Consider the following 25,311-nt stretch of genomic DNA (forward strand, 5'->3'; position numbering starts at 1 on the left):
GAGAGGTACACCATGACTTTCACTACTACTCCTCGTCGTCTCGCTAAAAGCTTCGCTCTGGTCGCTGGCCTCAGCGTGCTCTCGGTGCCTGCATTTGCCGGTGGCGACGCCGCGCTGTACGGCCCGACCGCGCCGAAAGGCTCGACCTTTGTACGGGTCTACAACGCCAGCAACGCCGAAGTCAGCGCCACCGTCGGCAGCACCAATCTGAGCGACGTTGCACCACTGGCCAGCAGCGACTTCAGCTTCATGCCGGGCGGCGACTACAGCGCCAAGGTCGGCAGCCAGACCCTGCCGGTGAAATTGGCCGGTGACCACTACTACACCCTGGTCAACAACGCTTCCGGCGCACCGCAACTGATCGAAGAGCCGCCGTTCAAGAACAAGCAGAAATCCCTGGTGCGCGTGCAGAACCTCAGCGACAAGCCGCTGACCCTGAAGACCGCCGACGGCAAGACCGACGTGGTGCCGAACGTGGCCGCCAAGGGCCGTGGCGAACGTGAAATCAACCCGGTGAAAGTCAGCCTGGCGCTGTACGAAGGCGACAAGAAAGTCGGCGACGTGAAACCGGTCGCGCTGGAGCGCGGTGAGGCCGCGGTGCTGTACGTCACCGGCAGCGGCAGCAGCCTGTCGCCAGTCTGGGTAAAACGCCCGGTGTCGACCCGCTAATTATTTTTCCGATGAGACGCTGACCCCTGTAGGAGCTGCGGCACGCTGCGATCTTTTGACTTTGTTTTTGAAGATCAAGATCAACAGATCGCAGCCTTCGGCAGCTCCTACAGGGGAATGCGGCGGCCTCTCGGTACGAGACAAAAACAAGAGTGAAACGACACAACGTTCGTGCCTCTAACCAATCGATTTTATGGAGTAACAATATGATTCCGGTGATCTTGTCAGGTGGTAGCGGTTCACGTCTTTGGCCGCTTTCGCGCAAGCAATTCCCTAAACAATTCCTGGCCCTGACCGGTGAACACACGCTGTTCCAGCAAACCCTGGAGCGCCTGGTGTTCGAAGGCATGGACACGCCGATCGTGGTCTGCAACAAGGATCACCGCTTTATCGTCAACGAGCAGTTGGCCAACCGTAACCTCGAATGCCAGCGCATCCTGATGGAACCGTTCGGCCGCAACACCGCGCCAGCCGTGGCGCTGACCGCGATGATGCTGGTCAACGAAGGTCGTGACGAACTGATGCTGGTACTGCCGGCCGACCACGTGCTGGAAGACCAGAAAGCCCTGCAACGCGCCCTCGCATTGGCCACCGTCGCTGCCGAAAATGGCGAGATGGTGCTGTTCGGTGTGCCGGCGACCAAACCGGAAACCGGTTACGGCTACATCAAGTCCACTGCTGATTCGCTGCTGCCCGAAGGCGTCAGTCGCGTCTCGCACTTCGTCGAAAAACCCGACGTCAAACGCGCCACCGAATACGTCGAGTCCGGCGGCTACTACTGGAACAGCGGCATGTTCCTGTTCCGCGCCAGCCGCTTCCTCGAAGAGCTGAAAAAGCACGATCCGGACATCTACGACACCTGCCTGCTGACCCTCGAGCGCAGCCAGCAGGACGCCGACACCGTCACGCTGGACGAAGCCACTTTCGCCTGCTGCCCGGACAACTCCATCGACTATTCCGTCATGGAAAAAACCCAGCGCGCCTGCGTGGTGCCGCTGACCGCCGGCTGGAGCGATGTCGGTTGCTGGTCGTCGCTGTGGGAAGTCAACGAGAAAGACGCCAACGGCAACGTCAGCAAAGGCGACGTGGTGATCCAGGACAGCAAGAACTGCATGATCCACGGCAACGGCAAACTGGTGTCGGTGATCGGCCTGGAGAACATCGTCGTGGTCGAAACCAAGGACGCGATGATGATCGCCCACAAGGACAAGGTGCAGGGCGTCAAGCAGATGGTCGCCACCCTCAACGAGCAGGGCCGCAGCGAAACCCAGAACCACTGCGAGGTCTACCGTCCGTGGGGCTCGTATGACTCGGTGGACATGGGCGGCCGTTTCCAGGTCAAGCACATCTCGGTCAAACCGGGCGCGTGCCTGTCGCTGCAGATGCACCACCACCGCGCCGAACACTGGATCGTGGTCAGCGGCACCGCCGAAGTGACCTGCGATGACAACGTGTTCCTGCTCTGCGAGAACCAGTCGACCTACATCCCGATCGCCTCGGTGCACCGCCTGCGCAACCCGGGCAAGATCCCGCTGGAAATCATCGAAGTGCAATCGGGCAGCTACCTGGGCGAAGATGACATCGAGCGTTTCGAAGACATCTACGGTCGCTCGACCCCGATCGAACGCGGCGTGTCGGTGAAAACCATCGCGCAGTGATCACCGCGTAACAAGAAGCCCCCGTCCAGCCCGCTGCGTCCCCTATCCTCAGTGGGTTGGGCGGGGGCTTTTTTTTAAAAGCAAAAGATCGCAGCCTGCGGCAGCTCCTACAGGGAAAACGCGTTCCAACTGCAGGCGTTACCGCAGGCTGCGATCTTTTGACTTTGCCCTGCCCATCGCCAACCTCACCTACGCTTAGGTAGGATGCCCCTCTACCCTGCGAGGTTGTGCGACATGTTCATCGGCATTTTGCTGGTCATCACCTGGCTGATCCTGTTGCTCCGCTATCCGGCCAAGGCGTTGCCGGTGTCGGTGGCGGCCGCTGTTGGCCTGGGCCTGGTGGCGGTCTGGGTGGTGTGGCTGGACAACCGCGAGCTCAAGCAACTGGCGCGTCTGGAAATGCGCATTGCCTACGCCCCAGAGCAGTGCCCGGCGGACCGCCCGCTGCAACTGAAAATGAAAAACGGCAACGACGTCCCGCTGACCGAACTGCGCTGGCGCATCGCCGCCTACGCGCCGGGCGACACGGTCAATCTGGCCGACAACCAATACACCGCGCCGCGCTATCGTGGCCCCGGCGAATTGCAGGCCGGCGGCGAATGGGAAGACTGTTTGCCGATGCCACCGCTGCGTGCCGGTTACCGTCCGCAAACCCTGGAATTCCGCGCCGAGCGTTTGCAAGGCAGCTTCTCCGACTGATCCCCTCCCCCCTTTTTTGCACAAGGAATGCGCCATGCCCGTTGCGTTGATTACCGGTTGCTCCAGCGGCATTGGCCGCGCCCTCGCTGACGCCTTCAAAGCCGCCGGTTACGAGGTCTGGGCCAGTGCGCGCAAGGCCGAGGACGTCTCGGCCCTCGCCGCTGCCGGGTTCACCGCGATCCAGTTGGACGTCAATGACAGCGCCGCGCTGGAACAACTCGGCGAACGGATCAACCAGCAACACGGCGGCCTCGACGTGCTGATCAACAACGCCGGTTATGGCGCGATGGGGCCGCTGCTCGATGGCGGCGTGCCGGCCATGCAGCGCCAGTTCGAGACCAACGTGTTCTCGATTGTCGGCGTGACTCGCGCACTGTTCCCGGTGCTGCGCCGGGCCAAGGGGCTGGTGGTGAACATCGGCAGTGTCTCAGGGGTTTTGGTCACGCCATTCGCCGGTGCCTACTGCGCCTCGAAAGCCGCCGTGCATGCCTTGAGCGATGCCTTGCGCATGGAGCTGGCACCGTTCGGCATCCGCGTGATGGAGGTCCAGCCGGGAGCGATCCAGTCGAGCTTCGCCAAGAACGCCGGGCATGAAGCCGAGCAGTTGATCAACGAGCAATCGCCGTGGTTTGCGCTGCGTGAAGGGATTCGCGCGCGGGCCAAGGCCTCGCAGGACAAGCCGACACCGGCCACTGAATTTGCCGCTGAATTGCTCAAGGCTGTGAAGCAGGACAAGCCGCCACGGTTAGTTCGCATTGGCAATGGCAGCCGGGCGTTGCCGTTGCTGGCTACTTTGTTGCCCAAGGGGTTGCTGGAGTCTGCGTTGATGAAGCGGTTCGGGTTGCGCGCAAAGCTCTGACCCGGAGTCGACACCTTCGCGAGCAGGCTCGCTCCCACATTGGATCTCTGTCATGCCGAAGGTCCTCTGTGGGAGCGAGCCTGCTCGCGAAGAGGCCGGGTCAGCCAACAGTCATCCCCACGCTTTCATGAAATCAATAAACGCCCGCACCTTCAGCGGCAAATGCCGGGTATCCGGATACAGCGCATACACACCCTGCTGGGCAAAGCGGTAATCCGCCAGCAACCGCACCAATCGCCCGGCCTCCAGATCATCCTGAATCAGCCATTGCGGCAAAATCGCCACGCCTTGCCCGGTCAATGCAAAGGCCCTGAGCGTTGCCGAGTTGTCGGCGACGATGGCAGTGGTCCCCGGTTTGGGCTGGTAGACATGCTCGCTGCCGGCCGGGTCGGTGACGGTCATTTCCGGGACGCGGCCATGGCCGAGCGTCGGCATCGACTCCAGCGTCGCCAGCGTGGCCACCGGTGCAAAGCGTTCGACCAGTTGCGGCGCGGCCACTGCAAACACTTCGAACGTCGACAGCCGCACCGCGCGCAGATTGGAGTCGTGCATGCGCCCCAGACGAATCGCCAGGTCAAAGCGCTCGGAGATCAGATCAGCATGGGTCGAGGACGTCGACAGGTGAATGTTCAATTGCGGCTGTTGCTGACGAAACACCTCCAGCGCCGGCACCACCTGGGCCAGGGCAAACTCCACGGTGGTGGTGATGCGCAGCGTGCCCTTGAGTTGCGAATGCTCGGAGCGCGCTTCCTCGATCGCCAGGCGCGCCTCGTCGAGGGTGCGCAGGCAGCGGCGATAAAAACGCTCGCCGGCATCGGTCAGGGCCAGTTGGCGGGTGTTGCGCGTGAGCAGCGTCACGCCCAATTCCTCTTCCAGGCGCTTGAGGTTGAAGCTCACCACGGCACGGGTCTGGCCCAGGGTGTCGGCGGCGGCCGTCAGTGACCCGGCCTCCACCACCGCTTTGAACGTGTCGAAACGGTCCAGACTGACCATCGTCACGGCCCTCCCTGTCAAAATAATTTTGACAAACTAGCAGGCAAACCAGCGTTTTCCTATCGCCACAAGCGCCCTACCCTGCACGTCTCATCACAGGGAAGCTGCCATGGCCTATCGCTCGAAAGTCGCGCTGGTGTATTTGTTCGGGTTCGCCCTCGACCTGCTGAACATGTTCGCCGCCAGCATTGCCTACCCGGACATCGCGCGGGAGTTGCACGCCTCGGTGCCGCAACTGGCGTGGATCAGCAACGCCTACATGCTCGGGCTGACGCTGATCATTCCGATGAGCGTGTGGCTGGCTGCACGACTGGGTGAGCGCCGGCTGATTCTCGGTTCACTGCTGCTGTTCGGCATCGCCTCGGGGCTGGTGGCCCAGGCCGGGTCGATTGAAAGCCTGATTGGCTGGCGCCTGCTGCAAGGGCTCGGGGGCGGCTTGTTGCTGCCGGTCGGGCAAGCCCTGGCGTATCGGCAATTCCCGGTGGCGCAGCGGGCGCACCTCACTGGCGTGGTGTTGCTGGTCGCGCTGATGGTCCCGGCCCTGTCGCCGGCGGCGGGCGGCCTGATCGTCGAGGCCTTGTCGTGGCGCTGGATTTTCTACCTGAACCTGCCGCTGGCATTGTTGGCGTTCGCCCTGGGCCTGTTGTGGCTGAAAGCCGATCAGCCCAGCACCGAACGCCCGACGCTGGATCTGCGCGGCCTGCTGCTGGCGGTGTCAGCCCTGAGCCTGTTGCTGGTGGCCGTGAGCCTGGCCAGCGCCTCCGCAACTCGTCAACTCGCTGGCGGGGTCCTGCTGCTCGGTGCATTGCTCCTGTGGTTATACCTGCGTGATGGCTGGCACAAACCCGACGCCGTCCTCGACCTGCAACTGATCAAGAGTCCGTCGCTGCGCCTGGCGATGCTGATCTACCTGTTCGTGCCCGGGATCTTTACCGGGACCAACATGATTGCCGTGTTGTACCTGCACCAGCTCGGTGTCGGCGCCGCGCAAACCGGTGCGCTGATGCTGGCCTGGGCCGCCGCCTCGGGCGTGGCGATCATGCTCGGCAAACGCAGTTTCAACCGTATCGGTCCCAAACCGTTGCTGATCGCCGGCATGCTTTTGCAGTGCCTGGGCATTGTCCTGCTGATGCGCATCGAACAGCCCGCCGCCGCGCCGCTGATCATCGCTTACGCCCTGATGGGACTGGGCGGCAGCCTGTGCAGCGTGACCGCGCAGACCCTGGCGTTTGTCGGTATGACCCCGGAAAAAATGGGCCACTCCAGCGCCTTGTGGAACATCAATCGCCAACTCGGTTTCTGCCTCGGCGCGGCGCTGCTGAGTTCGCTGTTGGGCGCACTGGGCGGCCACGGTTTCCAATACTGTTTTCTCGCGGCTGCCTTGCTCACATTGCTGCCGATGATCGCCGTGCTGCGTTTCGACGCCTCCAAAGTGCTCGCGCTGCTGAGCACACCGCCCCTTCAGGAAAAATCCACATGATTGACTACAACGAATATTTTGATGAAGTGATCCAGGCCCACCTGGTCATCGAACGCTGGTTTGCCGTGGAGCAGGATTCGGCAGAACTGGAGCGCTTGCTGAGCCGGTTCTCGGCGGATTTTTCCATGGTCACGCCGCTGGGCCGGGCGCTGGATATCGACGCCTTGCGCGCGCTGTTTCAGACGGCGGGCGGGAAGAAGCCCGGGTTCAGGATCGAGCTCAGTGAGCTGCGCGGGATTGCCCTGCATTCGCAGGGAGCGACGCTGAGTTACCGCGAGCAGCAGACCGATGCGAGCGGGGTGCACACCGATCGGCGCTCGACGGTGGTGTTTGAAAGAACCGAGACCGGTCGGGTGCTGTGGCGGCATTTGCACGAAACGTTTTGCCAAGGCTGATGCGATCCCTTTGTGGCGAGGGAGCTTGCTCCCGCTGGGCTGCGCAGCAGCCCCAATACCTGCCCACAACCCTGTCAGGCAAACCGCGCCGTCAGCTTTGACGACTGCTACGCAGCCGAGCGGGAGCAAGCTTCCTCGCCACAGGTTTACTCTCCCGTGTCCTGCTTCACCACCACCGTGCAGGTAATCCCCGCCGCCAATAGCACACCTTCCGGCACTTCATCGATGTGAATGCGCACCGGCACCCGCTGCGCCAGGCGCACCCAGTTGAAGGTCGGGTTGACGTCGGCGATCAGTTCGCGACTTTCCGGGTTGTCGCGGTCGTAGATGCCGCGGGAAATGCTCTCCACGTGGCCCTTCAACACTTCGCCGCTCATCAGTTGCATGTCGGCCTTGTCGCCCACGCGTATGTGCGGCAGCTTGGTCTCTTCGAAGAAGCCGTAGACCCAGAACGAGTTCATGTCGACCACGGCCATTTTCGCTTCACCGATGCGCGCGTAGTCGCCGCGATGCACGTTGAGGTTGGTCACGTAGCCGTCCACCGCCGCGCGCACTTCGGTGCGTTTGAGGTTGAGTTCGGCGGCTTCCAGTTGCGCTTGCGCGTGTTGGTAATCGGCCAGCGCGGCGTCGGCGATGTTGCTGGCATCGTCGCGGTTTTCCTTGGAGATCACCAGGTTGTCGAGGTCGGCGCGGCGGTGCGCGTTGACCTTGCGCATCTCCCAGGTCGACTTGCGCGAGGCGACCAGCGACTGCGCCTGTTTGACCGCGATGCGGTAGTGCTCCGGGTCGATCTGCATGAGCAAATCGCCCTTCTTCACCAACTGGTTGTCGCGCACCGGCACTTCGATGACTTCACCGGTGACGTCGGCCGCGACGTTGATGATGTCGGCGCGCACCCGACCGTCGCGGGTCCACGGAGTATTCATGTAGTGCTCCCACAACGTGCGGCCGATCCACAACGCCAGGGCCAGCACCAGCAGGGTCGCGAGCAGGCTGAAAAACTTTTTCATCAGGGCCTTCTTCAGAGAGAGAGTCAACGGTAAACAGTCAGCGCCATGGCGCCGAACAGACAGGTAAACAGGCTCAGGCGCAGCAGCGCCGGGTGCCAGAAGAAGCGGTACAGGTCGAACCCCGAGAGGAACCGGTCCAGCGCCCAGGCCAGCGCCGCAGCGACGAAAAACATCAGGGTCATGGTCGGCATGTACACGCCGTGGAAGGCGATTTCACGAGGCATGGGCAAGTCCTTCGGGCTTGGCGACGGCATAGGCGGCGAGCGGTGATTGCGGGTCGAGCAACGAGGTGCGGATGAAGTGCAGGTAGCTCTTCACCCGGCGCAACGCGGACGTATCGAAGTGCGGCGCGAATGGCTCGTCAGTCGCGGCGACCCGGCTGATCGCGTGATCCACCGCCACCAATGCGCGCTCCAGATTGCTCTGGTTCGGTTGCAGAAACAGCCGCACCAGCGCCCGGCCCATCACGCGGATCGCCTGACGCCACGGCTGCGATTCGGCATACGCCGGGTGCACCGGGAGAATCGCCTGTTCCTTGCGCAACTCGATGATCGCGTGGCCGACTTCCAGCACCACGAACATCCAGCGCAGCAGGTTCTTCTGCACGGTCGGCTGCCCGGCGGCGAGCCCGTAAGCCTGATGCAGCAGGTCGCGGGTGCGGCTCTCGAAACTTGACGCCAGGCCCTTGAGCTTGCCGCTGATCGCGTACACCACCTGGCCGCGCAGATCCTGCTCCAGACGCTTCCACAACCAGCGGCTGTTGGGCGGCAGAATAATTGCGCCGGCAGCGGCGCAAACGAGCATGCCCATGACCATGGCGATGTAGTCGTTGATGAAGGTGTAAGGGTTGTAGACGGTCAGATTGTCCGGCACCGAACCGGTGCTGAAAAAGATCAACAACCCCAAGCCCACGCCTGCGTATTGCGGCCGCGAAGCGAGAAACGAACCGAGCACGATCACCGGTGCGAGCATCACGCACAGCAGGGGAAAACCGTCGATCCACGGAAAGATGAAAAACATCTCGACGAAGCCGATCAGCGCCCCGAGAAACGTGCCGCACGCCATCTGGAACGCCATGCGCTTCGGGTTCGGCGTGGCGGCGGACAGGCCGACGGTGGCCGCAGCAATCAGGGTCATGGTCGCGCCGCTTGGCCACGCAGTGGCGACCCAGTAACTGCCCAGCACGATCAGGATGAACGAGGCACGAATGCCCGAAGCGGCGGCGGCCCACCAGTTGGTCTGCGGGGTGAACGGCTCGTCCCAGCGTTCGCGTTCGTGGCTGTGATCGGCCAGCGAGGCGTGGGTCTGTGCATAACTGTGCAGGTCGTCGACGAAGCGATACAGCAGCTCGTACGCGGTGTGGAAATCCAGTTGCTCGGCTTCGCTCGGGCCGGTTTCCTGAAAGATGCCGCGCAAGGTTCGCACGCGCGTCGGCAGGCCTTCCTTGTAGGCCGCCAAAGCGGTCGCCAAACGTGCAGCGTCCGGGCTGGTCAGGGCGCGGCCGCTGAAACCGTCGAGCACTTCGGCCAGGTCCTGCAAACCCGGTTTGATCGCAGCCACCACGTGTTCTTCACCGTTGCCGCGCAGGCGTTCGAGCAACTGATGCAAGGCGTTGAAACGCGTGGTGATGCCCATGAACTCGCTGTTCAAGCGACTGAGGCGACCGTTGCGCCGACGCATGTGCGGGTCTTCGAATACGGTCACGCTGCGCAGCCCTTCCAGGCCCACCGCTTCTGCGATGAAGCGCACGTTGTTGGTCTCGAAGGCGTCGGCCTTGCTGCGCCCGCGCAGGCCATCGGTGACGAACAGGGCAAACACGCCGAAGCGCTGATACAACGCGTTGCGCATCGCCGCACTGGCGGTTTGCGGCAGGATCGCGGCGCTGATCACGGTCGAACAGAGAATCCCCAGAGAGATTTCCAGCACCCGCCACACCGCGGCCATGAACGCCCCGTCCGGATGGGCCAGCGCCGGCAGCCCGACCATCGCTGCGGTGTAGCCGGCGAGGACAAAACCGTAGGCGCGAAAGTTACGGCAGCGTGCCGCACCGGCCGAGCAGATGCCGACCCAGATCGCCAGCGAGCCGAGGAACAGTTCGGTGTTCTGCGCGAACAGCGCGATCAGCGTGACCATCATCGCCGACCCGGCCAGGGTGCCGAGGAAGCGATAGAAACTCTTGGCGAACACATGACCGCTCTGCGGCTGCATGACGATGAACACGGTGATCATCGCCGTGCGCGGTTGCGGCAACTCCAGGCGCATCGCCAGCCATAACGTCAGGAACGCGGCGAGCAAAACCTTGAAGATATACACCCAGGTCACGCCATCGCTGCGCGCCCAGTCAAACAGACCCCGGCGCCATTCCAGGGAGTAGAGCCAGCGTAGAGGTGCGGGCAAGGGAGTCATTTGGTCTTGCTCAATGAATGAAGAAAAAATCTGTGGATCACACAATTCCTGTGGCGAGGGAGCTTGCTCCCGCTGGGCTGCGAAGCGGCCCCCAAAATCTTGTGAGCGCTGCGCGCTCAAGCGGGAGCAAGCTCCCTCGCCACAGGTTTGCGCATGCCGTCGGGATTGTGTTCACCGCAAAAGTGCCGGGGTTTTCGGGGCTGCAGTTTGTTCGGCAGTCGGCACGTCGTTGCCGGCGCCAAGTCCACCACCCAGCGCCGTCACCAACTCGGCATGCGCACTCAACCGCGCCGCCTGCACCTGCTGCTGCACTTGCTGTTGTTTGAACAACAGCGTCTGCGCATTGAGCACGTTGAGGTAATCGGTGAGGCCACGCTGATAGGCGATCATCGCGATGTCGTAAGTCTTCTGCGCAGTGGCCACGGATTCGGCGGCGAAGGCCTGCTGCTTGTCCATCGACTCGCGGCGGATCAACTGGTCGGAGATGTTCTTCAGCGCATTGACCAGTGTCTGGTTGTAATGCGCCACGGCGATGTCGTACCCGGCGGACGCTTCTCCCAGTTCGCTGCGCAAACGGCCACCGTCGAAGATCGGCAAGGAGATCGCCGGGCCGACGTTGTAGTTGAGTTTCTTGCCGGTCAAAAACTCCAGCGCCCCACCGCCGGTGGCCATGTAGCCGAGGCTGCCGACCAGATCGACGTTGGGATAAAACCCGGCATGCGCGACATCGATACCGCGCGCCTGCGCCGCCACCTGCCAGCGACTGGCGACCACGTCCGGGCGCTGGCCCAACAACTCGGCAGGCAATGCCGACGGCAATTTCAACGCCGCATTCAGCGCCAGGGTTGGACGCTGCAACTGCGCACCGGCGCCCGGGCCTTTACCGGCCAGCGCGGCGATCTGGTTGCGGCTCAGGGCGATTTCTTCATCCAGCGCATCCAGCTGCCGATGGGTTTCCGGCAACGGCGTTTCGGCCTGGCTGACTTCGAAGTGCGTACCGATGCCACCGTCCAGACGCTTCTGCGCCAGATCAAGAATCTGCTGTTGCTGCTTGAGCGTCGCCGCAACGATGTCGCGCTGGGCGTAATGCAGCGACAGCTCGATGTAGGCGCGCACGAGGTTGTTCTGCAATTCCAGCTGCGCCAGCCGCGCCTCGGCGGCGCTCATGTGCGCCAGATCCACCGCGCGTTCGCTGGCATTGCTTTCCCGGCCCCAGAGGTCGAGGGCGTAGCTGAAACCCAGCGCAGCGTTGTTGTCCCAAGTGGTGGTGTTGGCCAGGTCCCCGGGACCGTAGAACGGGTCGGTCGGCCAGTTGTGGCGCTTGAGCGTCGACTCGCCATTGATCTGCAACGACTCGGCGGCTTCGGCGGCACCGGCCAGCGCCTTGGCCTGACGCACCCGCGCCGCGGCCATGGCCATGCTCGGGCTGCCCTGCACGGCGAGGTCGATCCAGTGATTGAGTTGCGGGTCGCCGTAGGCTTGCCACCATTGCGCGGTGGGCCAGTGGGCGTCTTGGGCGGCATGGGCAATCGCGTCGTCGGTGGCCAGCGTATTGGCCTCCAACGCCTTGCCTTGCGGGGCAATGCCAGCGGTACCGATGCAGCCGCCGAGAGCCAAAGTGAAAGCCAGAACACTGAGCGGCAAAAGCGCTCTGTTGATGCGACGCGGCACAGCTGCGAATTCCTGAAAGAGGATAAGGCGGGGCGTGTTCCCCTCTGTAGGAGCTGCCGAAGGCTGCGATCTTTTTGATCTTGATTCCCTTAAAACAAAATCGAAAGATCGCAGCCTTCGGCAGCTCCTACATGGGAACGGCGCAATTCTATGGAACGCCCTGTGCGGCGATAAGCTGGGATTCCTGTGAATCTTTGTTACCGTTAACGAGATAATCCCTTGGTCGGGGGTCTCAGCCCCTGAAACTTCGTGTCACAATTTGCCATCTCCCTTGAGAGCACCCCATGGACACATTGCAAAACATGCGCGCCTTCAGTTGCGTGGCCGAAGCCGGCAGCTTCACCGCCGCCGCCGTGCAACTCGACACCACCACGGCCAACGTCTCGCGCGCGGTCTCCAACCTGGAAGCCCACCTGCAAACCCGCCTGCTCAATCGCACGACCCGGCGCATCGCCCTGACCGAAGCCGGCAAGCGCTACCTGCTGCGCTGCGAACAGATCCTGGCCTATGTCGAAGAAGCCGAAGCCGAGGCCAGCCAAGCCCACGCCCGCCCCGCCGGCCAGCTGAAAGTGCACACCATGACCGGCATCGGCCAGCACTTCGTGATCGACGCCATCGCCCGCTACCGCAAGACCCACCCGGACGTGACCTTCGACCTGACCATGGCCAACCGCGTGCCGGACCTGCTCGACGAGGGCTACGACGTGTCCATCGTGCTCGCCAGCGAACTGCCGGACTCGGGTTTCGTCTCGCAACGCCTGGGCATCACCTACAGCATCGTCTGCGCCTCGCCGGCCTACGTGAAAGCCAACGGCTGCGCACAAAAGCCCAGCGACCTGCTGAACCACGCCTGCCTGCGCCTCGTCAGCCCGGTGATCCCCCTGGAAAAATGGGCCTTCAACGGCCCGGACGGCCAGGAAATGGTCACCATCAACAGCTCGCCATTCCTGGTGAACTCCGCCGACGCAATGAAAGCCGCGATCATCAGCGGCATGGGCGTCGGCGTGCTGCCGGTGTACGCCGCCATCGAAGGCCTGCGCAACGGCACGCTGGTGCGGATGATGCCGAACTACCGCTCGCAGGAACTCAACCTGTACGCGATCTACCCATCGCGGCAATACCTGGATGCGAAGATCAAAACCTGGGTGGAGTACTTGCGCGGATCGCTGCCGGAAATATTGGCGGCGCACCAAGCAGAACTGGCCGCCTACGAGTTAAGCGGCAGCCTCGCCGGAGCCCGCGTCGCCAACTGATTTTCAACATATCGCGAAACCTGCAGGCGCGGCCGCCGGCTGCGATCGTTTGAGCTTGATGTTTAAACATCAAAAGATCGCAGCCTACGGCAGCTCCTACAAAGGAGTGATTTGGCGGAAGTTTTCCGACAGGTTTTGAAGGTTGTGGGTCGGAAATTGGGTGGATAGGCTCAGGGGGTCGTTGACGAATCAACGACCGGACTTGGTCGTCCGGGTTTAGAATGGCGCACTTTTTAAGCTTGCTTAATGGCGAGCTGTGCGTGGGAGGGCCTTGGCCCTGCCGGGTTTCCATTCCCTGGTCGACCAACCTGCGTACGGTTCGCCACCCTATTGCTTGGTCGCAGTACGTGGCGAACTCCACACCCCGAATGGAGTTTCACCATGATCAAACCATCGCCCAATCCGCCCGAGACGGACTGCACCTCCCCCTACGAATCCATCGACTCGAAAAAACTCCACGACGCCGCCGAGCGTGCGCTGGACCACTACCTCAAACCCTCCTCCACCCCCCTGAAATCCCACAAGCCCAGCACCATGTTCCAGGTCGTCCCCGACATGGACAACGAAAGCCTGCTGGTGCACGCCTGCGAATCACTGGCCTCGGCGAGCATCATGACCAGCGACATTGCGGCCTATGTGGATCCGCCACAGCGGCACACCCTTCTGGCGATTCAGCAGATCATCATGCTGGCGGAACTGGCCGTGAATCGAGTGCTGGATAATGTCGAAATCACCCAGCCAGCAGCACACAGCTGAACCCTTGTGAGAGCGAGCCTGCTCGCGAAGGCGTTAGCACCTCCAACACTTCTGGTGACTGACACACCGCTTTCGCGAGCAGGCTCGCTCCCACAGTTGGATTGAGTGTATTCAGCTGGAGACTTGGTCGGCTGTCAGGCCGCCATCGCTGGCAAGCCAGCTCCCACAATTGGATTGAGTGCATTCAGTTGGAGACTGGTCGGCTGTCAGGCCGCCATCGCGAGCAGGCTCACTCCTACAGTTGGATTGGGTGCATTCAGCTGGAGATTGGTCGGCTGTCAGGCCGCCATCGCTGGCAAGCCAGCTCCCACAATTGGATTGAGTGCATTCAGTTGGAGACTGGTCGGCTGTCAGGCCGCCATCGCTGGCAAGCCAGCTCCCACAATTGGATTGGGTGCATTCAGTCGGAGATTGGTTGGCTATCAGGCCGTCATCGCGAGCAGGCTCACTCCTACAGTTGGATTGAGTGCATTCAGTTGGAGACTGGTCGGCTGTCAGGCCGCCATCGCTGGCAAGCCAGCTCCCACAATTGGATTGGGTGCATTCAGTCGGAGATTGGTTGGCTGTCAGGCCGCCATCGCGAGCAGGCTCACTCCTACAGTTGGATTGGGTGTATTCAGCTGGAGATGGTCGGCTGTCAGGCCGCCATCGCTGGCAAGCCAGCTCCCACAGAAATCAACAGCAGACCGCATCCGCTTCTCACCACTCAACAGGATGAGCGTTAGCTCGGCTGCAGCTCTTGATCTTGCCGTACCGGCCCCTTCGGCAGGCTGAGTGGAGGGGTTTATCCGGGGGTGGGAGCGCAGCGACCGTTTGGCGCAGCCAAACACATCGAGAGGAGGTGCAGCGAAGCAAACCGTAGGCGATGCCCCCCGGATGAATCCCGGAGCGAAGGAACCCGAGCCTAAGCGAGGGCCGAACGCCGGGGCCCAGACCTTTGGTTCCTTTGGGGCGTCTGCCAAAGGGACTCGCTGTAAGAGCGAAACCGCCAGCGGCAACACCCGCAGAAACGGATATACACCCAAAACCCCAAGAACCTGGTCGGCCCAAAGGCCGCCAAGACAACCCCAAGCCAGAAATGATAGCGTGCTTGGTAATCCAGACAGCCGAGCCCCAGCCCAATGAAAAAAACAGTCCTGGCCTTCAGCCGCATCACCCCCCCAATGATCGAACGCCTGCAACAGGAATTCGACGTCATCGTCCCCAACCCCAAAAACGGCGACATCAACGCCCAATTCAACGAAGCCCTCCCCCACGCCCACGGCCTCATCGGCGTCGGCCGCAAACTCGGCAAAGCCCAACTCGAAAACGCGGCCAAACTCGAAGTCGTCTCCAGCGTCTCCGTCGGCTACGACAACTACGACCTCGACTACTTCAACCAACGCGGCATCATGCTCACCAACACCCCCGACGTGCTCACCGAAAGCACCGCCGACCTCGCCTTCGCCCTGATCATGAGCAGCGCCCGCCGGGTCGCCGAACTCGACGCCTGGACCAAGGCCGGCCAGTGGCAAGCCAGCGTCGGCGCACCGTTGTTCGGCTGTGACGTCCACGGCAAAACCCTGGGCATCGTCGGCATGGGCAACATCGGCGCCGCCGTCGCCCGCCGTGGCCACTTCGGCTTCAACATGCCGATCCTCTACAGCGGCAACAGCCGCAAGACCGAACTGGAACAACAACTCGGCGCGCAATTTCGCAGCCTCGACCAACTGCTGGCCGAAGCCGACTTCGTCTGCCTGGTCGTGCCGCTCAGCGACAAGACCCGCCACCTGATCAGCCACCGCGAACTGGCGCTGATGAAACCGAGCGCCATTCTGGTCAACATTTCTCGCGGTCCGGTGGTCGATGAACCGGCGCTGATCGAAGCCCTGCAAAACAACCGCATCCGTGGCGCCGGCCTCGACGTCTACGAAAAAGAACCGCTGGCCGAGTCGCCGCTGTTCCAGTTGAAAAACGCCGTGACATTGCCGCACATCGGCTCCGCCACCCATGAAACCCGCGAAGCCATGGCCAACCGCGCCCTCGCCAACCTGCGCAGCGCGCTGCTTGGTGAACGCCCGCAAGATCTGGTCAACCCGCAAGTCTGGCGCGGATAAAAAAGAACGGGCAAGTGCATAACCGCACTTGCCCGTCAGTGGCCGCCCCACACAACTTGAAATTGAACAACAACCCCAATTAAACAACAGCATTATAAGCTCTGCCTGGCGATCGAATGATCGACTAACGCTATGGAGAGCTGAACCCGTGAACACCCTGACAACCGACAAACTCATTCGTTACAGCAAAGTTATCTTGATGGCTTACATCAGTTTCTTTGGCGTACTGGTGATAATCCACAACTTTACCGACTACGACTCTAATTACACTTACGTGGCGCATATCCTGAGCATGGACACCACTACCGCCAGTGAATCCATAAAGTATCGAGCGATTGAATCATCGCTGATCCATCACCGGATCTATTGGTTCATCATCACACTGGAGGTCACGTATACCTTGCTGTGCGTGATGGGCACCTATCAATTGCTGCGCCATATCAATGCGCCTGCCGAAGTATTCCACGAGGCAAAAAAGTTCTCGATCATGGGCATACTGGCGGCCATTTTCATTTATTACGTGTGCCTGCAAACTGTGGGTGTGGAATGGTTTGACATGGACACTTCGCAATCATGGAATGCCAAGGACTGGGCACGGCATATCGTTGACTTCGTATTCCCGGTGATGATTTACATTACTTTGAAAGTCGAGCGCTGATATCCAGCGTCCGTTTATTTCATGCCAACTTTCCCTGTACCGGTGCCACCAGCGTTTTCGGCTTACGAAACACCAGCACATTACCCAGCATCACCAATACCAGCCCGACCAGCGCCGGCGCCGTCCACTGATAACCCTCGGCAAACGCTGATACGTTCAGCGCCACCACCGGGAACAGCACGGTGCAATACGCCGCACGCTCCGGCCCCATGCGCCCGACCAGCGTCAGGTACGCGGTGAAGCCGATCACCGAGCCCGGAATGACCAGGTACAGCAGCGCGCCGACGTAGCGCGGCGACCAGTCCATGTTGAACGGAATGCCTTTGACCAGGCACCACACCGACAGCATCGCCGCGCCGTAGGCCATGCCCCAGGCATTGGTGGTCAAGGGTCTCAGACCGGCCTTCTGTTGCAGGCTCGAGAGCATGTTGCCCGCCGAGAAACACAGGGTTCCGCACAATGCCAGCGCCAGACCGAGCAAGGTCTGCGGGCTGGCGTGATGGCCGGCCAGTTCCGGCCAGAACAACATCCCCAGCCCGAACAAGCCCAGCGCCCCGCCCATCAGCACATTGCGGGCAATGCGCTGGCCGAAGAACACCCGCGCATTGAGCGCGTTCCACAAAGTCGCGGTGGAAAACACCACCGCCACCAGGCCGCTGGGGATCCACTGGCTGGCCGTCAGGAAACACATGAAGTTGACGCAGAACAGGCACAAACCCTGCGCCACGCAGATCAGATGGCCACGGCGGTTCATCGGCTGCAGCCTGCGGCTGAGCAGCAACAGCACGAACAACACCAGCGCGGCGAGGCCGAAGCGATAGACGATCGACACTGGAATCGCCACCACCCCCAGTTGCCATTTCAGGGCTATCCAGGTGGTGCCCCAGATCAGCACGGTCAACAAATACAACGACAGGTTCATGGCAAACACTCCTTGATGCGGCAACGCTGAGCGCTTTTCTGTCGCGAGCGAGCTTGCTCGCGCTGGGCTTCGCAGCAGCCCCATTGGTGAGTGCCGCGCACTCAGCGCGAGCAAGCTCCCTCGCCACAGGTTTCGCGTTTAATTGAGAATCAGGGTGCGGTAGCAAGGGTTGGAGCGCTTGCACAATCTTGCGCTTTTGTCGGCGTACTGGCTGGCAGCGCGACGCCTACGGAGTAGGATGCAAGGCGTTGGAGAGAACCGCATATGGCCGCTATCGATACCCTGCAAGTCTTTCAAGCCCTCAACCGCTCGCCGAACGCACGCCTTGTGCACAGCGCCGAGCTCGGAGACGGCTTGTCTGCGGCGCTGTGGACCAACCACCACGACGCCCAGGAATACGAAGCACCAAGTCACCACACGTTGTCCTGCTATATCGCCGGCGGTACCGGCACGTTTCGGCGCGGTCAGCCGGGGCACAAGGGTGGCCCGGACAAACTCTGCATCCTGCCCGCCGAGCATGAGTCAGGCTGGGTGATCAACGGCGACATTCGCCTGGCACACCTGTATTTCAGCGCCGAACAATTCGCCCTGGGTTGCGTCACCCTGCTTGATCGCGAACCTCGGGAAATGCAGTTGCGCGAGCAGACTTTTCTCGAAGACCCGCAACAGGCGCGGCGCTTTCGGCAACTGTTGACCCTGAACTGGGACGAACCCGCCGAGCGTCTGCTGACCAGTAGCCTCGCCCATGAATTGATCAGCCACACCTTGCTCAGCCAGGTCGGCGCCCGCCAGGGGTTGCGCCTCAAGGGCGGGCTGGCGCCGCATCAGCGTCGGCAACTGGTGGAGTTCATCGACAGTCAGTTGGCCGAGCCCATCAGCCTCGGGCAACTGGCCGGGTTGTGTGCGCTGTCGGAATACCACTTTGCGCGGATGTTCCGCACCAGTTTCGGTTTGCCGCCGCATCAGTATGTGCTGGCACGCCGCTTGAGCCGGGCGCGGGAGTTGTTGCGTAGCACGGCGTTGCCGTTGGGGGAGATTGCGCTGGCGTGCGGCTTTGCCAGTGCCAGTCATTTCACCAATCGGTTCAAGCAGGTGTTGGGTGGGACGCCTGGGGAATATCGGCAGGCGTTTTTGCGCTGATCGCAGCCTTCGGCAGTTCCTGCAGGGGAAACGCATTCCAACTGTAGGAGCTGCCGAAGGCTGCGATCTTTTGCTGTTTTCGAATCAGAACTCCAGCGTGCTCGACAACGAGATCTGCCGCGAATCGCCCATCGACACAAAGAACCGGCTTGCCGCCGAGGTGTAGTAGGTGCGGTCGAACAGGTTCTTCACATTGAGCTGGAACTTGACCTTCTGCCCTTCGAGCTTGGTGTCATAAGTAGCGAACGCATCGGCCACGGTGTAGCTCGGCAGGTCGAAATCATTCACCGCGTTGCCCGCTCGCTCGCCGACATAGCGCGCCCCGGCGCCGACCCGCAATTGATCGCCACCGATCACGCTGCCGAAGTCATACACCGCGGACAGCGAGCCGCTGTTCTTCGCCACGTTTTGCAGGCGATTGCCCTTGTAAGTCGGATCTTCGGTGACCTCGGCGTCGATGTAGGCATAGGCGCCGATCATGCTCCAGCGGTCGCTCAGTTGACCGGTCAGGTCCAGTTCCAGACCCCGGGAACGCACTTCGCCGGCGGCACTGTAGATCGTGGTCGGGCCTTCGGAGTTGGCCACCAGCACGTTGCGTTTCTTGATGTCGAACAGCGCGATGTTACCGGTGAGGCGCCCCGGCATATCCAGGCGCGCGCCCAGTTCCCACGACTTGGCTTCTTCCGGCGCAATGCTGCCGTCGAGCACGGTGCTGCTGCCGCTGAGCGGGGCGATGGTCGAGTTGGGTTTGAACGATTCGGTGTAGCTGCCGTAGAACGACAGCTCGTCGGTGTAGCGATACACCAGACCGGCACGCGGCACGAACTTCTGCCCGTTGCTGTCGGTGTTGGCCTTGAACGGCACGCCTTTGCCGGCGTACTGGTCGTATTCCTGGAAACGCCCGCCGGCGACCAGAATCCACTGGTCGTTGAGGTGAATGGAGTCCTGCAGGAACACCGAATCACTGCGCAGCAGATCGGTCTGCGCACTGTCCGCCGGGCTGACCGTAGTGCCTTCGACTTCGCGGCCATACACCGGATTGACGTAGCTGAAGGTGCTCAGGCTTTTCTGGCGGATCAGGTCGGCGCGATAGATCTTGCGGTACTCGTCGTCTACGCCGAACACCAGGTCATGCTGCATGCCCAGCACGTTGACCTTGCCTTCGAGGCTGGCGGTGGTGAAGCGGTCGGTGCTGATCGCGCCTTGCGTGCCGTCCATGCTGCGGGTCAGCGTGCCTTTCTTGGTGTCGATGGCGGTCACACGGACCTGGCTGGCGTCGTAGGTTTCGCGGTTCCAGCTGTAGCCGAAGTGGGCTTTCCAGTCGTCGTTGAGTTCATGGTCGGCCTCGAAATGGTAAAGGTCGGAACGACCTTCCATGTCGTTGAACGGCTCGTCCAGACGCTCGTTGCGCGAGATGTCCAACGGGTGGTTGGTGCGCGGGTCGATCACCGTGCCACGGTCGAACGGCGTGAGGAACTCGCGATGCTCGTAGCCGAACGATAGCTTGGTGCGTTCGCCGAACCAGGCCAGCGACGGCGCGATCAGCGTCTCGCGATGCGTGCCGTAGTTGCGCCAGTAATCTTCGTCTTCGTGATCGAGCACCAGCCGATAGGCCAGCCCGGACTCACCCAGCGCACCGGTGCTGTCGAAGGTACCGCCGCTGCCGTTCTTGCCGTCGCCGTAGCTCGAGCCGCGCAGGGTCAGGGCGTTGTACTGGGTCAATTCCGGTTTCTTGCTGACCAGGTTGACCACGCCGCCCGGGTCCTGGATGCCGTAAAGCAGCGAGGCCGGCCCCTTGAGCACTTCGACGCGATCGACCGTGGCGTTCATCCCGCGACCCTGCACGATCGGCATGCCGTCACGCATGATCGAGCCGTTGCGGTTGTCGCCAAAACCGCGAGTCATCACCGAATCCTGGGTGCTGCCCAAGGTGTTGCCCTGGGTGATGCCGCTGACGTTGGCCAGCGCGTCGTCGAGATTGCGCGGGGTCTGATCGCGGATGACCTGGGCCGGGATCACGTTGACCGTCTGCGGGATTTCCTGCAGCGAAGCCGAAGAGCGCATCACCGAACTGGTTTGCGGCGGTTGATACGTCATCGACTCATCACGGGTCGAGGTGATGGTGGTGGCGCCAAGATTGAGCGCACCTTCGGTGGGTTGCGGTTCCAGCGCCAGGGTGTGGCTGTCGGTGCGGCGGAAGGTCATGCCGGAGCCGCTGAGCAGGCGTTGCAATGCTTGTTCGGCGCTCATCTGGCCGTTGACGGCCGGCGCATTGAGGCCATACGGCGCTTCATCGGTGTAGACCACGCTTTGCCCGGTGACGCGGCTGAAGTCGCTCAAGGCTTGCGGCAGCGGTTTGGCATTCAGGGAAAAACTGAACTGCTGTTGCGCCGGGCTGCTGAGGGCCTCAGCGGCGAGCGCCACGCTCATCGGCAACAGCGCCAATGCGGAAAAACTCAATGCCGAAACACCCAACCACTGTTTGACCGAACCCGATTTTGCCCTGGACTTCATTACTCAATGACCTGTGTAGAACCGCAACGGATGCGAATGACTCGCAGTTTCAGTCACTACACGGATGGGCCCAGGGTTTACCTCACCACATTTGGAAAATATTTTTTGGAGTCTGAAAAAGAACGCTATCGCGAGCAGGCTCACCCCTAAAGGGGGAACGCATTCCAAATGCAGGAGTGAGCCTGCTCGCGATGGCGCCGGCAGCCTCAGCGCAGAATGATCAGATGCCCCAGCACCTGATGCTGCTCAAACCCCAGCACCCCTTGCAACGAACTCAACACCGCCTGCGGGTCCTTGCTCGGAAAACTGCCGCTGACCCTGCGCGCGCCCAGTTCAGCGTTGAGCAACACAATCCGCCCCGGGTAGTAGCGCCGCAAATCCTCCACCACCTCGGCCAGCGACGACTTGTAGTACGTCAGCCAGCCCTGACGCCAAGCCAGTTGCGCTTCGCTGTCCACGGCGTGCAGTTTTTCAGCGCGGCCCTGCCCGTATGCCACTTGCTGGCCGGCGGTCAGAATCTGCTGTGGCGCATCGCGATCCGCCGTCACGCCAACACGTCCGGACAGTACCGTGACCTGTGCGCCCTGCGGTTGCAAACGCACTTCGAACTGCGTGCCGAGCACCCGCGCCTGGCCTTTCTCGGCCTCGACCACAAAGGGCTCGCCGGTGTGCGTCACAGTGAAAAAACCGGCGCCGCGACGCAGTTGTATATGTCGCTCGCCCCGGCTGAAATCCACGGCGATGGCGCTGTCGGCGTCCAGCGTGACTTGCGATTGATCGGCCAGGGTCACCGTGCGGATTTCCCCCGGCGCCGAGACGTAATCGGCGCCCAGATCATCGATCCAGCGCTGCGGCTGCCAGCCCGTGCCGAGGCTGAGCATCAGCAACAGGCACGCGGCCATCGCCAGCGCTCCCGAACAGCGCAGCAGCGGTGAGCGACGTGGACGATCCATCGCATTGAGGTAGCCCTGCAACGCCAACGCGTCTTCATCGGCCAATCTCCGCGCCGGGCTTTCGCTCAACTCCCAGAGCACTTGCGCCTGGGCATAGGCCTCGGCGTGAGCCGGGTCGGCGCGCAGCCAGTGGCTGAACGTCAGTTGATCGCCGGTGCTCGGGCGGTCGTGCAACAGGCTCAGCCAGGCGAGCGCGGCCTGTTCCTGAGCGGGCGTCGGGGCGACGCGGTCGGTGGGTTTCACGGTGCTTTCCCTGGCAGGCGTGGCGCGGGTTCGCGCAGGCTGGCCTTGCAGGCCTCGAGGGCGCGCATCATATGTTTTTCCACAGCACTTTGGGACAGGCCCATGGCCTTGGCGATGTCCGCGTACTTGCGACCGTGGATGCGATTGAGCAAAAAGATCTGCCGGGTGCGTTCGGGCAAGGCGCGCAACGCCGCTTCGACATGGCGCAGATCATTGCCCGCTTCGAGCGCGGCTTGCGGCTCGCTGCCGTGGCTGTCCGGCGCGTCCGGTTGCCAGCCCTCGTTGACTCGCACCCGCGTGCCTTCGCTACGCAAATGATCGATCGCGATGTTGCCGGCGCAGCGCAGAAGGTAGGTGCTGAGCTCTTCGACCTGCACCAGCGGCCGACGCCAGAAGCGCAGGAACAGGTCCTGCACCAGGTCCGCCGCCGTGGCCCGGCAGCCGACGCGCCGGTTCACCAGCGCTTCCATCTGCGAACGCTGGGAGAGGAACACCTGAAGAAAATGCGCACGCGCGCCGTGCGGCTCGTCGTCGCGGGATTCCGGGGGATGACCGGTCAGCATCTCAGCACTGCGCCCAGGCGGCGACCGGCGTGGCCAGCAGGCTGAGCGCCGCCAGCAGCAAGGCCAGTTTCGGTCGATACGGCATCAGCAACACCAGCACCAAGGCGCTGCCCATCAACACCGCGAACCAGTCGACCAGGCCGAAGCTCCAGCCGTTGGCAGCCACTGCAGCCCACAGTGAAGCGCCGAGCAACAGCCATCCGGCAAGCTTCAAATGACGGGCGCGCCGCGCCGAAGGTTTGTTGCCCAGCAGTTCATCGTGGTGTCGCGGCATCGACAGACACAGCGCGGTGAACCCGGCATAGCACAGCAGCAGCGCCAGCAGCATCAGTGCGTCCCCTGCTCAAGGGTGACTGGCCGGGGCGCGGTGCGAGCGGCTTTTTTCACCCGCACGCTATGGCCGGCGCGCTGCATTTTCCACGCGGCCCACGCCAGGAACAGGCCCGCCGCGAAGCAGGTCAGATCGAATCCGGCCAGTGTCCAGTCCCCCTGAACCAGCGTGACACCGAGGTGATGCGCGGTGGTCAAGGCGTTGAGCAGCGGCAGCGCGATGAACAACGCTGCCGCCAGTGTCAGTTGCTCGATCCAGGCCTTGCGCCCCGGGCGCAGCAGCGCGTGCAGCACGCTCAAACCCCAGGCGATGAAAAAGCCGTTTACTTCCCACTCTGCCCGCCCGCTCAAGCTCAGCGGCAACAGCCGATTGCTCCAGAAGAACACCGCCACGGCCAGCACCAACCCGGCCATGCTGGCGATGTTCAGCACCTCCACCAGCCGCAACTCGAACGGCATCACGCCGCTTTTGGCGTGTTTGAGCTGACGCTTGCCGAGCCAGATCACCAGCCCGGTGCCGATCATCGCGGTGCCGGCCAGGCCACAGATGAAGTACAGCCAACGCAGGATCGGCCCGGCAAAATGGCCGAGGTGCAATCCGTAGAAACCACTGGCAACCGTCATCGGCAACGGTTTGTCGGGCGTGGCGCCAAGAAGCTGCCCGGTGACGCCGTTGAAGGTCACGTCGTGGCCGTACTCATAGGCGATCCTGTCGGAGCTGGCGCGGGACAGCTGCACCGTGGCATTGGCGTCGCCCGGGTTGATGACGCTGACCCGAGCCGTGTGCCCACCCGCCCATTGCTCGCTGGCCTTTGCCAATAACGGTGCCAGCGCTGGCAGCAGGCTCGCCTGGCCGGCGCGCTCCGGGATCGGCGTTTCGGGAAACAGCGCTTGGTAAAACGCATCGCGATCAGTGCCGTAGGACGCCAGGATGCTCGCCGGCATGACCATCGCCATGAAAATCACCAGACTGCTGTAGGTGATCATCAGGTGAAACGGCAGCACCAGCACACCCACCGCGTTATGCCCGTCGAGCCATGAACGCTGGCCTTTGCGCGGGCGAAAGGTGAAGAAGTCCTTGAAGATTTTCTTGTGGGTGATGATCCCGCTGATCAGCGCGACGAACATCACCATCGCGGCTATCGTCGCCAGCCAGCGGCCCCAGGGATAAGGCATCTGCAACTGGAAGTGGAAGCGGTAGAAGAACTCGCCACCCCGGCTGTCCCGGGGTTGTATTTCGGCGCCGGTCTGCGCGTCGAGGGTCTTTTGCGTGAAGCGCCCGCGCTGACCGCGCTCGGCCGGCGCGTCTTGCCAACGCACGGACAACGCGGGATCACGGGCATTCGGCAGGTCGATAACCCAACGCGAGGCATCAGCGGCATGCTGCTGCAGATAGCCTTGCGCCAGGCTCAGGCTGGCCGCTGAATCGATAGCGTGCGCGGGGATTTCCGGCTGCATCCAGTGGCTGATCTCATCCTTGAAATAGGCCAGCGTGCCGGTCAGGAAAATCGCAAACAGCAGCCAGCCGAACAGCAATCCGGCCCAGGTGTGCAGCCAGGCCATGGCCTGGCGGAAGCCCTCTTTCATGCGTACCCCAAGCCACGCGCGGCACCGGAAGCCGTCGCCAGAATCACGCTCGGCACCAGCAACCCGACCCACGCCGACCACGCGGTGCGGCAGGCGAAACACCAGAGCACCGCGACCAGATACACCAGAAAGGAAATGATCATGCCCGTCACCACCGCTTCGGCGCGGCTCAACGGCAGCCACATCGTCAGGGTGACACTGGCCAGTGCCGCGACCAGATAGCCGCCAAACACCGCTGCCAGCACCCGCGAGGTGACCGCCAGACGATAGGACATGGGAAGTGAGGCGATTTTGCCTTTCATGTTTCGACCCTGAAACGAAAAAACGTCCGGCCGACAAGCCGAACCAACAGGCGAGCAATATTAATGATAAATATTCTCATACGCAAAAGCATCTGATTGCCGGACGACCTTCCTCGCCTCTACAATGCGAACAGTTCTTGTTCTCTAACGCATG

Annotated in this window: 23 protein-coding genes; 11 read left to right on the top strand and 12 right to left on the bottom strand. The window is 62.2% G+C overall.

The features are described from left to right. Positions 1-12: 12 nt before the first annotated feature. From HBN98_RS03840 to HBN98_RS03855, 4 genes are all read left to right on the top strand, one after another. On the top strand, positions 13-669 hold the full coding sequence (locus tag HBN98_RS03840; protein WP_007914291.1) for an alginate O-acetyltransferase AlgF: 657 nt from the start codon (positions 13-15) through the stop codon (positions 667-669). Positions 670-875: 206 nt separating this feature from the next. Then, positions 876-2,327: a mannose-1-phosphate guanylyltransferase/mannose-6-phosphate isomerase gene (locus tag HBN98_RS03845; RefSeq protein ID WP_064586060.1), complete on the top strand. Its 1,452-nt coding sequence runs from the start codon at positions 876-878 to the stop codon at positions 2,325-2,327. Positions 2,328-2,561: 234 nt separating this feature from the next. Beyond that, on the top strand, positions 2,562-3,026 hold the full coding sequence (locus HBN98_RS03850; protein WP_064586059.1) for a hypothetical protein: 465 nt from the start codon (positions 2,562-2,564) through the stop codon (positions 3,024-3,026). A 34-nt stretch (positions 3,027-3,060) separates the two neighbouring features. After that, the gene (locus tag HBN98_RS03855) at positions 3,061-3,885 is read left to right on the top strand and encodes an SDR family oxidoreductase (protein WP_083366956.1); all 825 of its coding nucleotides are present in this window, start codon (positions 3,061-3,063) and stop codon (positions 3,883-3,885) included. Between the two features lie 111 nt (positions 3,886-3,996). Here the strand turns inward: HBN98_RS03855 and HBN98_RS03860 are convergent, their stop codons facing one another. After that, a complete protein-coding gene (locus HBN98_RS03860) occupies positions 3,997-4,878 on the bottom strand; it encodes a LysR family transcriptional regulator (protein ID WP_083366957.1) in 882 nt (293 codons plus the stop codon). Between the two features lie 109 nt (positions 4,879-4,987). Here HBN98_RS03860 and HBN98_RS03865 point away from each other — a divergent pair, with 109 nt between their 5' ends. After that, entirely contained in the window at positions 4,988-6,358 is a 1,371-nt protein-coding gene (locus HBN98_RS03865; RefSeq protein ID WP_083366958.1) for an MFS transporter, read from the top strand. Further along, positions 6,355-6,753 carry a DUF4440 domain-containing protein gene (locus HBN98_RS03870; RefSeq protein WP_083366959.1) on the top strand — a complete coding sequence of 133 codons (399 nt, stop codon included), beginning with the start codon at positions 6,355-6,357 and terminating at the stop codon, positions 6,751-6,753. Before HBN98_RS03865 ends, HBN98_RS03870 begins: the two co-directional genes overlap by 4 nt. Positions 6,754-6,899: 146 nt before the next feature. On the opposite strand, the gene HBN98_RS03875 is transcribed toward HBN98_RS03870, so the two are convergent. The 4 genes from HBN98_RS03875 to HBN98_RS03890 form a co-directional block, all read right to left on the bottom strand. Next, positions 6,900-7,763: an efflux RND transporter periplasmic adaptor subunit gene (locus HBN98_RS03875; protein ID WP_083366960.1), complete on the bottom strand. Its 864-nt coding sequence runs from the start codon at positions 7,761-7,763 to the stop codon at positions 6,900-6,902. Positions 7,764-7,786: 23 nt separating this feature from the next. Continuing rightward, complete coding sequence (locus tag HBN98_RS03880; RefSeq protein WP_003221811.1) at positions 7,787-7,987, bottom strand: DUF1656 domain-containing protein; 201 nt, start codon at positions 7,985-7,987, stop codon at positions 7,787-7,789. After that, entirely contained in the window at positions 7,977-10,169 is a 2,193-nt protein-coding gene (locus HBN98_RS03885; RefSeq protein WP_083366961.1) for an FUSC family protein, read from the bottom strand. The genes HBN98_RS03880 and HBN98_RS03885 overlap by 11 nt, the downstream gene beginning before the upstream one ends. A 171-nt stretch (positions 10,170-10,340) precedes the next feature. Next, entirely contained in the window at positions 10,341-11,840 is a 1,500-nt protein-coding gene (locus tag HBN98_RS03890) for an efflux transporter outer membrane subunit (RefSeq protein WP_083366962.1), read from the bottom strand. A 284-nt stretch (positions 11,841-12,124) separates the two neighbouring features. Here HBN98_RS03890 and HBN98_RS03895 point away from each other — a divergent pair, with 284 nt between their 5' ends. The 4 genes from HBN98_RS03895 (at position 12,125) to HBN98_RS03910 (ending at position 16,603) form a co-directional block, all read left to right on the top strand. Continuing rightward, positions 12,125-13,093, top strand: a complete 969-nt coding sequence (locus HBN98_RS03895; protein ID WP_064586051.1) for a LysR family transcriptional regulator — start codon at positions 12,125-12,127, stop codon at positions 13,091-13,093. Between the two features lie 381 nt (positions 13,094-13,474). After that, on the top strand, positions 13,475-13,849 hold the full coding sequence (locus HBN98_RS03900) for a DUF6124 family protein (RefSeq protein ID WP_064586050.1): 375 nt from the start codon (positions 13,475-13,477) through the stop codon (positions 13,847-13,849). 1,121 nt (positions 13,850-14,970) lie between these two features. After that, positions 14,971-15,945, top strand: coding sequence for a 2-hydroxyacid dehydrogenase (locus HBN98_RS03905; RefSeq protein WP_064586049.1), 975 nt, complete (start codon positions 14,971-14,973; stop codon positions 15,943-15,945). A gap of 148 nt (positions 15,946-16,093) precedes the next feature. Then, on the top strand, positions 16,094-16,603 hold the full coding sequence (locus HBN98_RS03910) for a DUF2165 family protein (protein WP_083366963.1): 510 nt from the start codon (positions 16,094-16,096) through the stop codon (positions 16,601-16,603). 19 nt (positions 16,604-16,622) lie between these two features. Here HBN98_RS03910 and HBN98_RS03915 read toward each other — a convergent pair whose 3' ends face one another. Then, positions 16,623-17,525, bottom strand: coding sequence for a DMT family transporter (locus HBN98_RS03915; protein WP_083366964.1), 903 nt, complete (start codon positions 17,523-17,525; stop codon positions 16,623-16,625). Between the two features lie 264 nt (positions 17,526-17,789). Here HBN98_RS03915 and HBN98_RS03920 point away from each other — a divergent pair, with 264 nt between their 5' ends. After that, positions 17,790-18,665, top strand: coding sequence for an AraC family transcriptional regulator (locus HBN98_RS03920; protein WP_083366965.1), 876 nt, complete (start codon positions 17,790-17,792; stop codon positions 18,663-18,665). 84 nt (positions 18,666-18,749) lie between these two features. Here HBN98_RS03920 and HBN98_RS03925 read toward each other — a convergent pair whose 3' ends face one another. The 6 genes from HBN98_RS03925 to HBN98_RS03950 form a co-directional block, all read right to left on the bottom strand. Then, positions 18,750-21,179, bottom strand: a complete 2,430-nt coding sequence (locus HBN98_RS03925) for a TonB-dependent siderophore receptor (RefSeq protein WP_083366966.1) — start codon at positions 21,177-21,179, stop codon at positions 18,750-18,752. Positions 21,180-21,385: 206 nt separating this feature from the next. Then, the gene (locus tag HBN98_RS03930; RefSeq protein ID WP_083366967.1) at positions 21,386-22,375 is read right to left on the bottom strand and encodes a FecR family protein; all 990 of its coding nucleotides are present in this window, start codon (positions 22,373-22,375) and stop codon (positions 21,386-21,388) included. Beyond that, positions 22,372-22,938, bottom strand: a complete 567-nt coding sequence (locus HBN98_RS03935; protein ID WP_064586043.1) for an RNA polymerase sigma factor — start codon at positions 22,936-22,938, stop codon at positions 22,372-22,374. The genes HBN98_RS03930 and HBN98_RS03935 overlap by 4 nt, the downstream gene beginning before the upstream one ends. Position 22,939: 1 nt before the next feature. Next, on the bottom strand, positions 22,940-23,266 hold the full coding sequence (locus tag HBN98_RS03940) for a DUF3325 domain-containing protein (protein WP_083366968.1): 327 nt from the start codon (positions 23,264-23,266) through the stop codon (positions 22,940-22,942). Continuing rightward, complete coding sequence (locus HBN98_RS03945; RefSeq protein WP_083366969.1) at positions 23,266-24,855, bottom strand: PepSY-associated TM helix domain-containing protein; 1,590 nt, start codon at positions 24,853-24,855, stop codon at positions 23,266-23,268. The genes HBN98_RS03940 and HBN98_RS03945 overlap by 1 nt, the downstream gene beginning before the upstream one ends. Continuing rightward, complete coding sequence (locus tag HBN98_RS03950; RefSeq protein WP_083366970.1) at positions 24,852-25,157, bottom strand: DUF3649 domain-containing protein; 306 nt, start codon at positions 25,155-25,157, stop codon at positions 24,852-24,854. Before HBN98_RS03950 ends, HBN98_RS03945 begins: the two co-directional genes overlap by 4 nt. Positions 25,158-25,311: the final 154 nt, after the last annotated feature.

This window comes from Pseudomonas koreensis (assembly GCF_012986595.1).
GTDB classification, from domain to species: Bacteria; Pseudomonadota; Gammaproteobacteria; order Pseudomonadales; family Pseudomonadaceae; genus Aquipseudomonas; species Aquipseudomonas koreensis.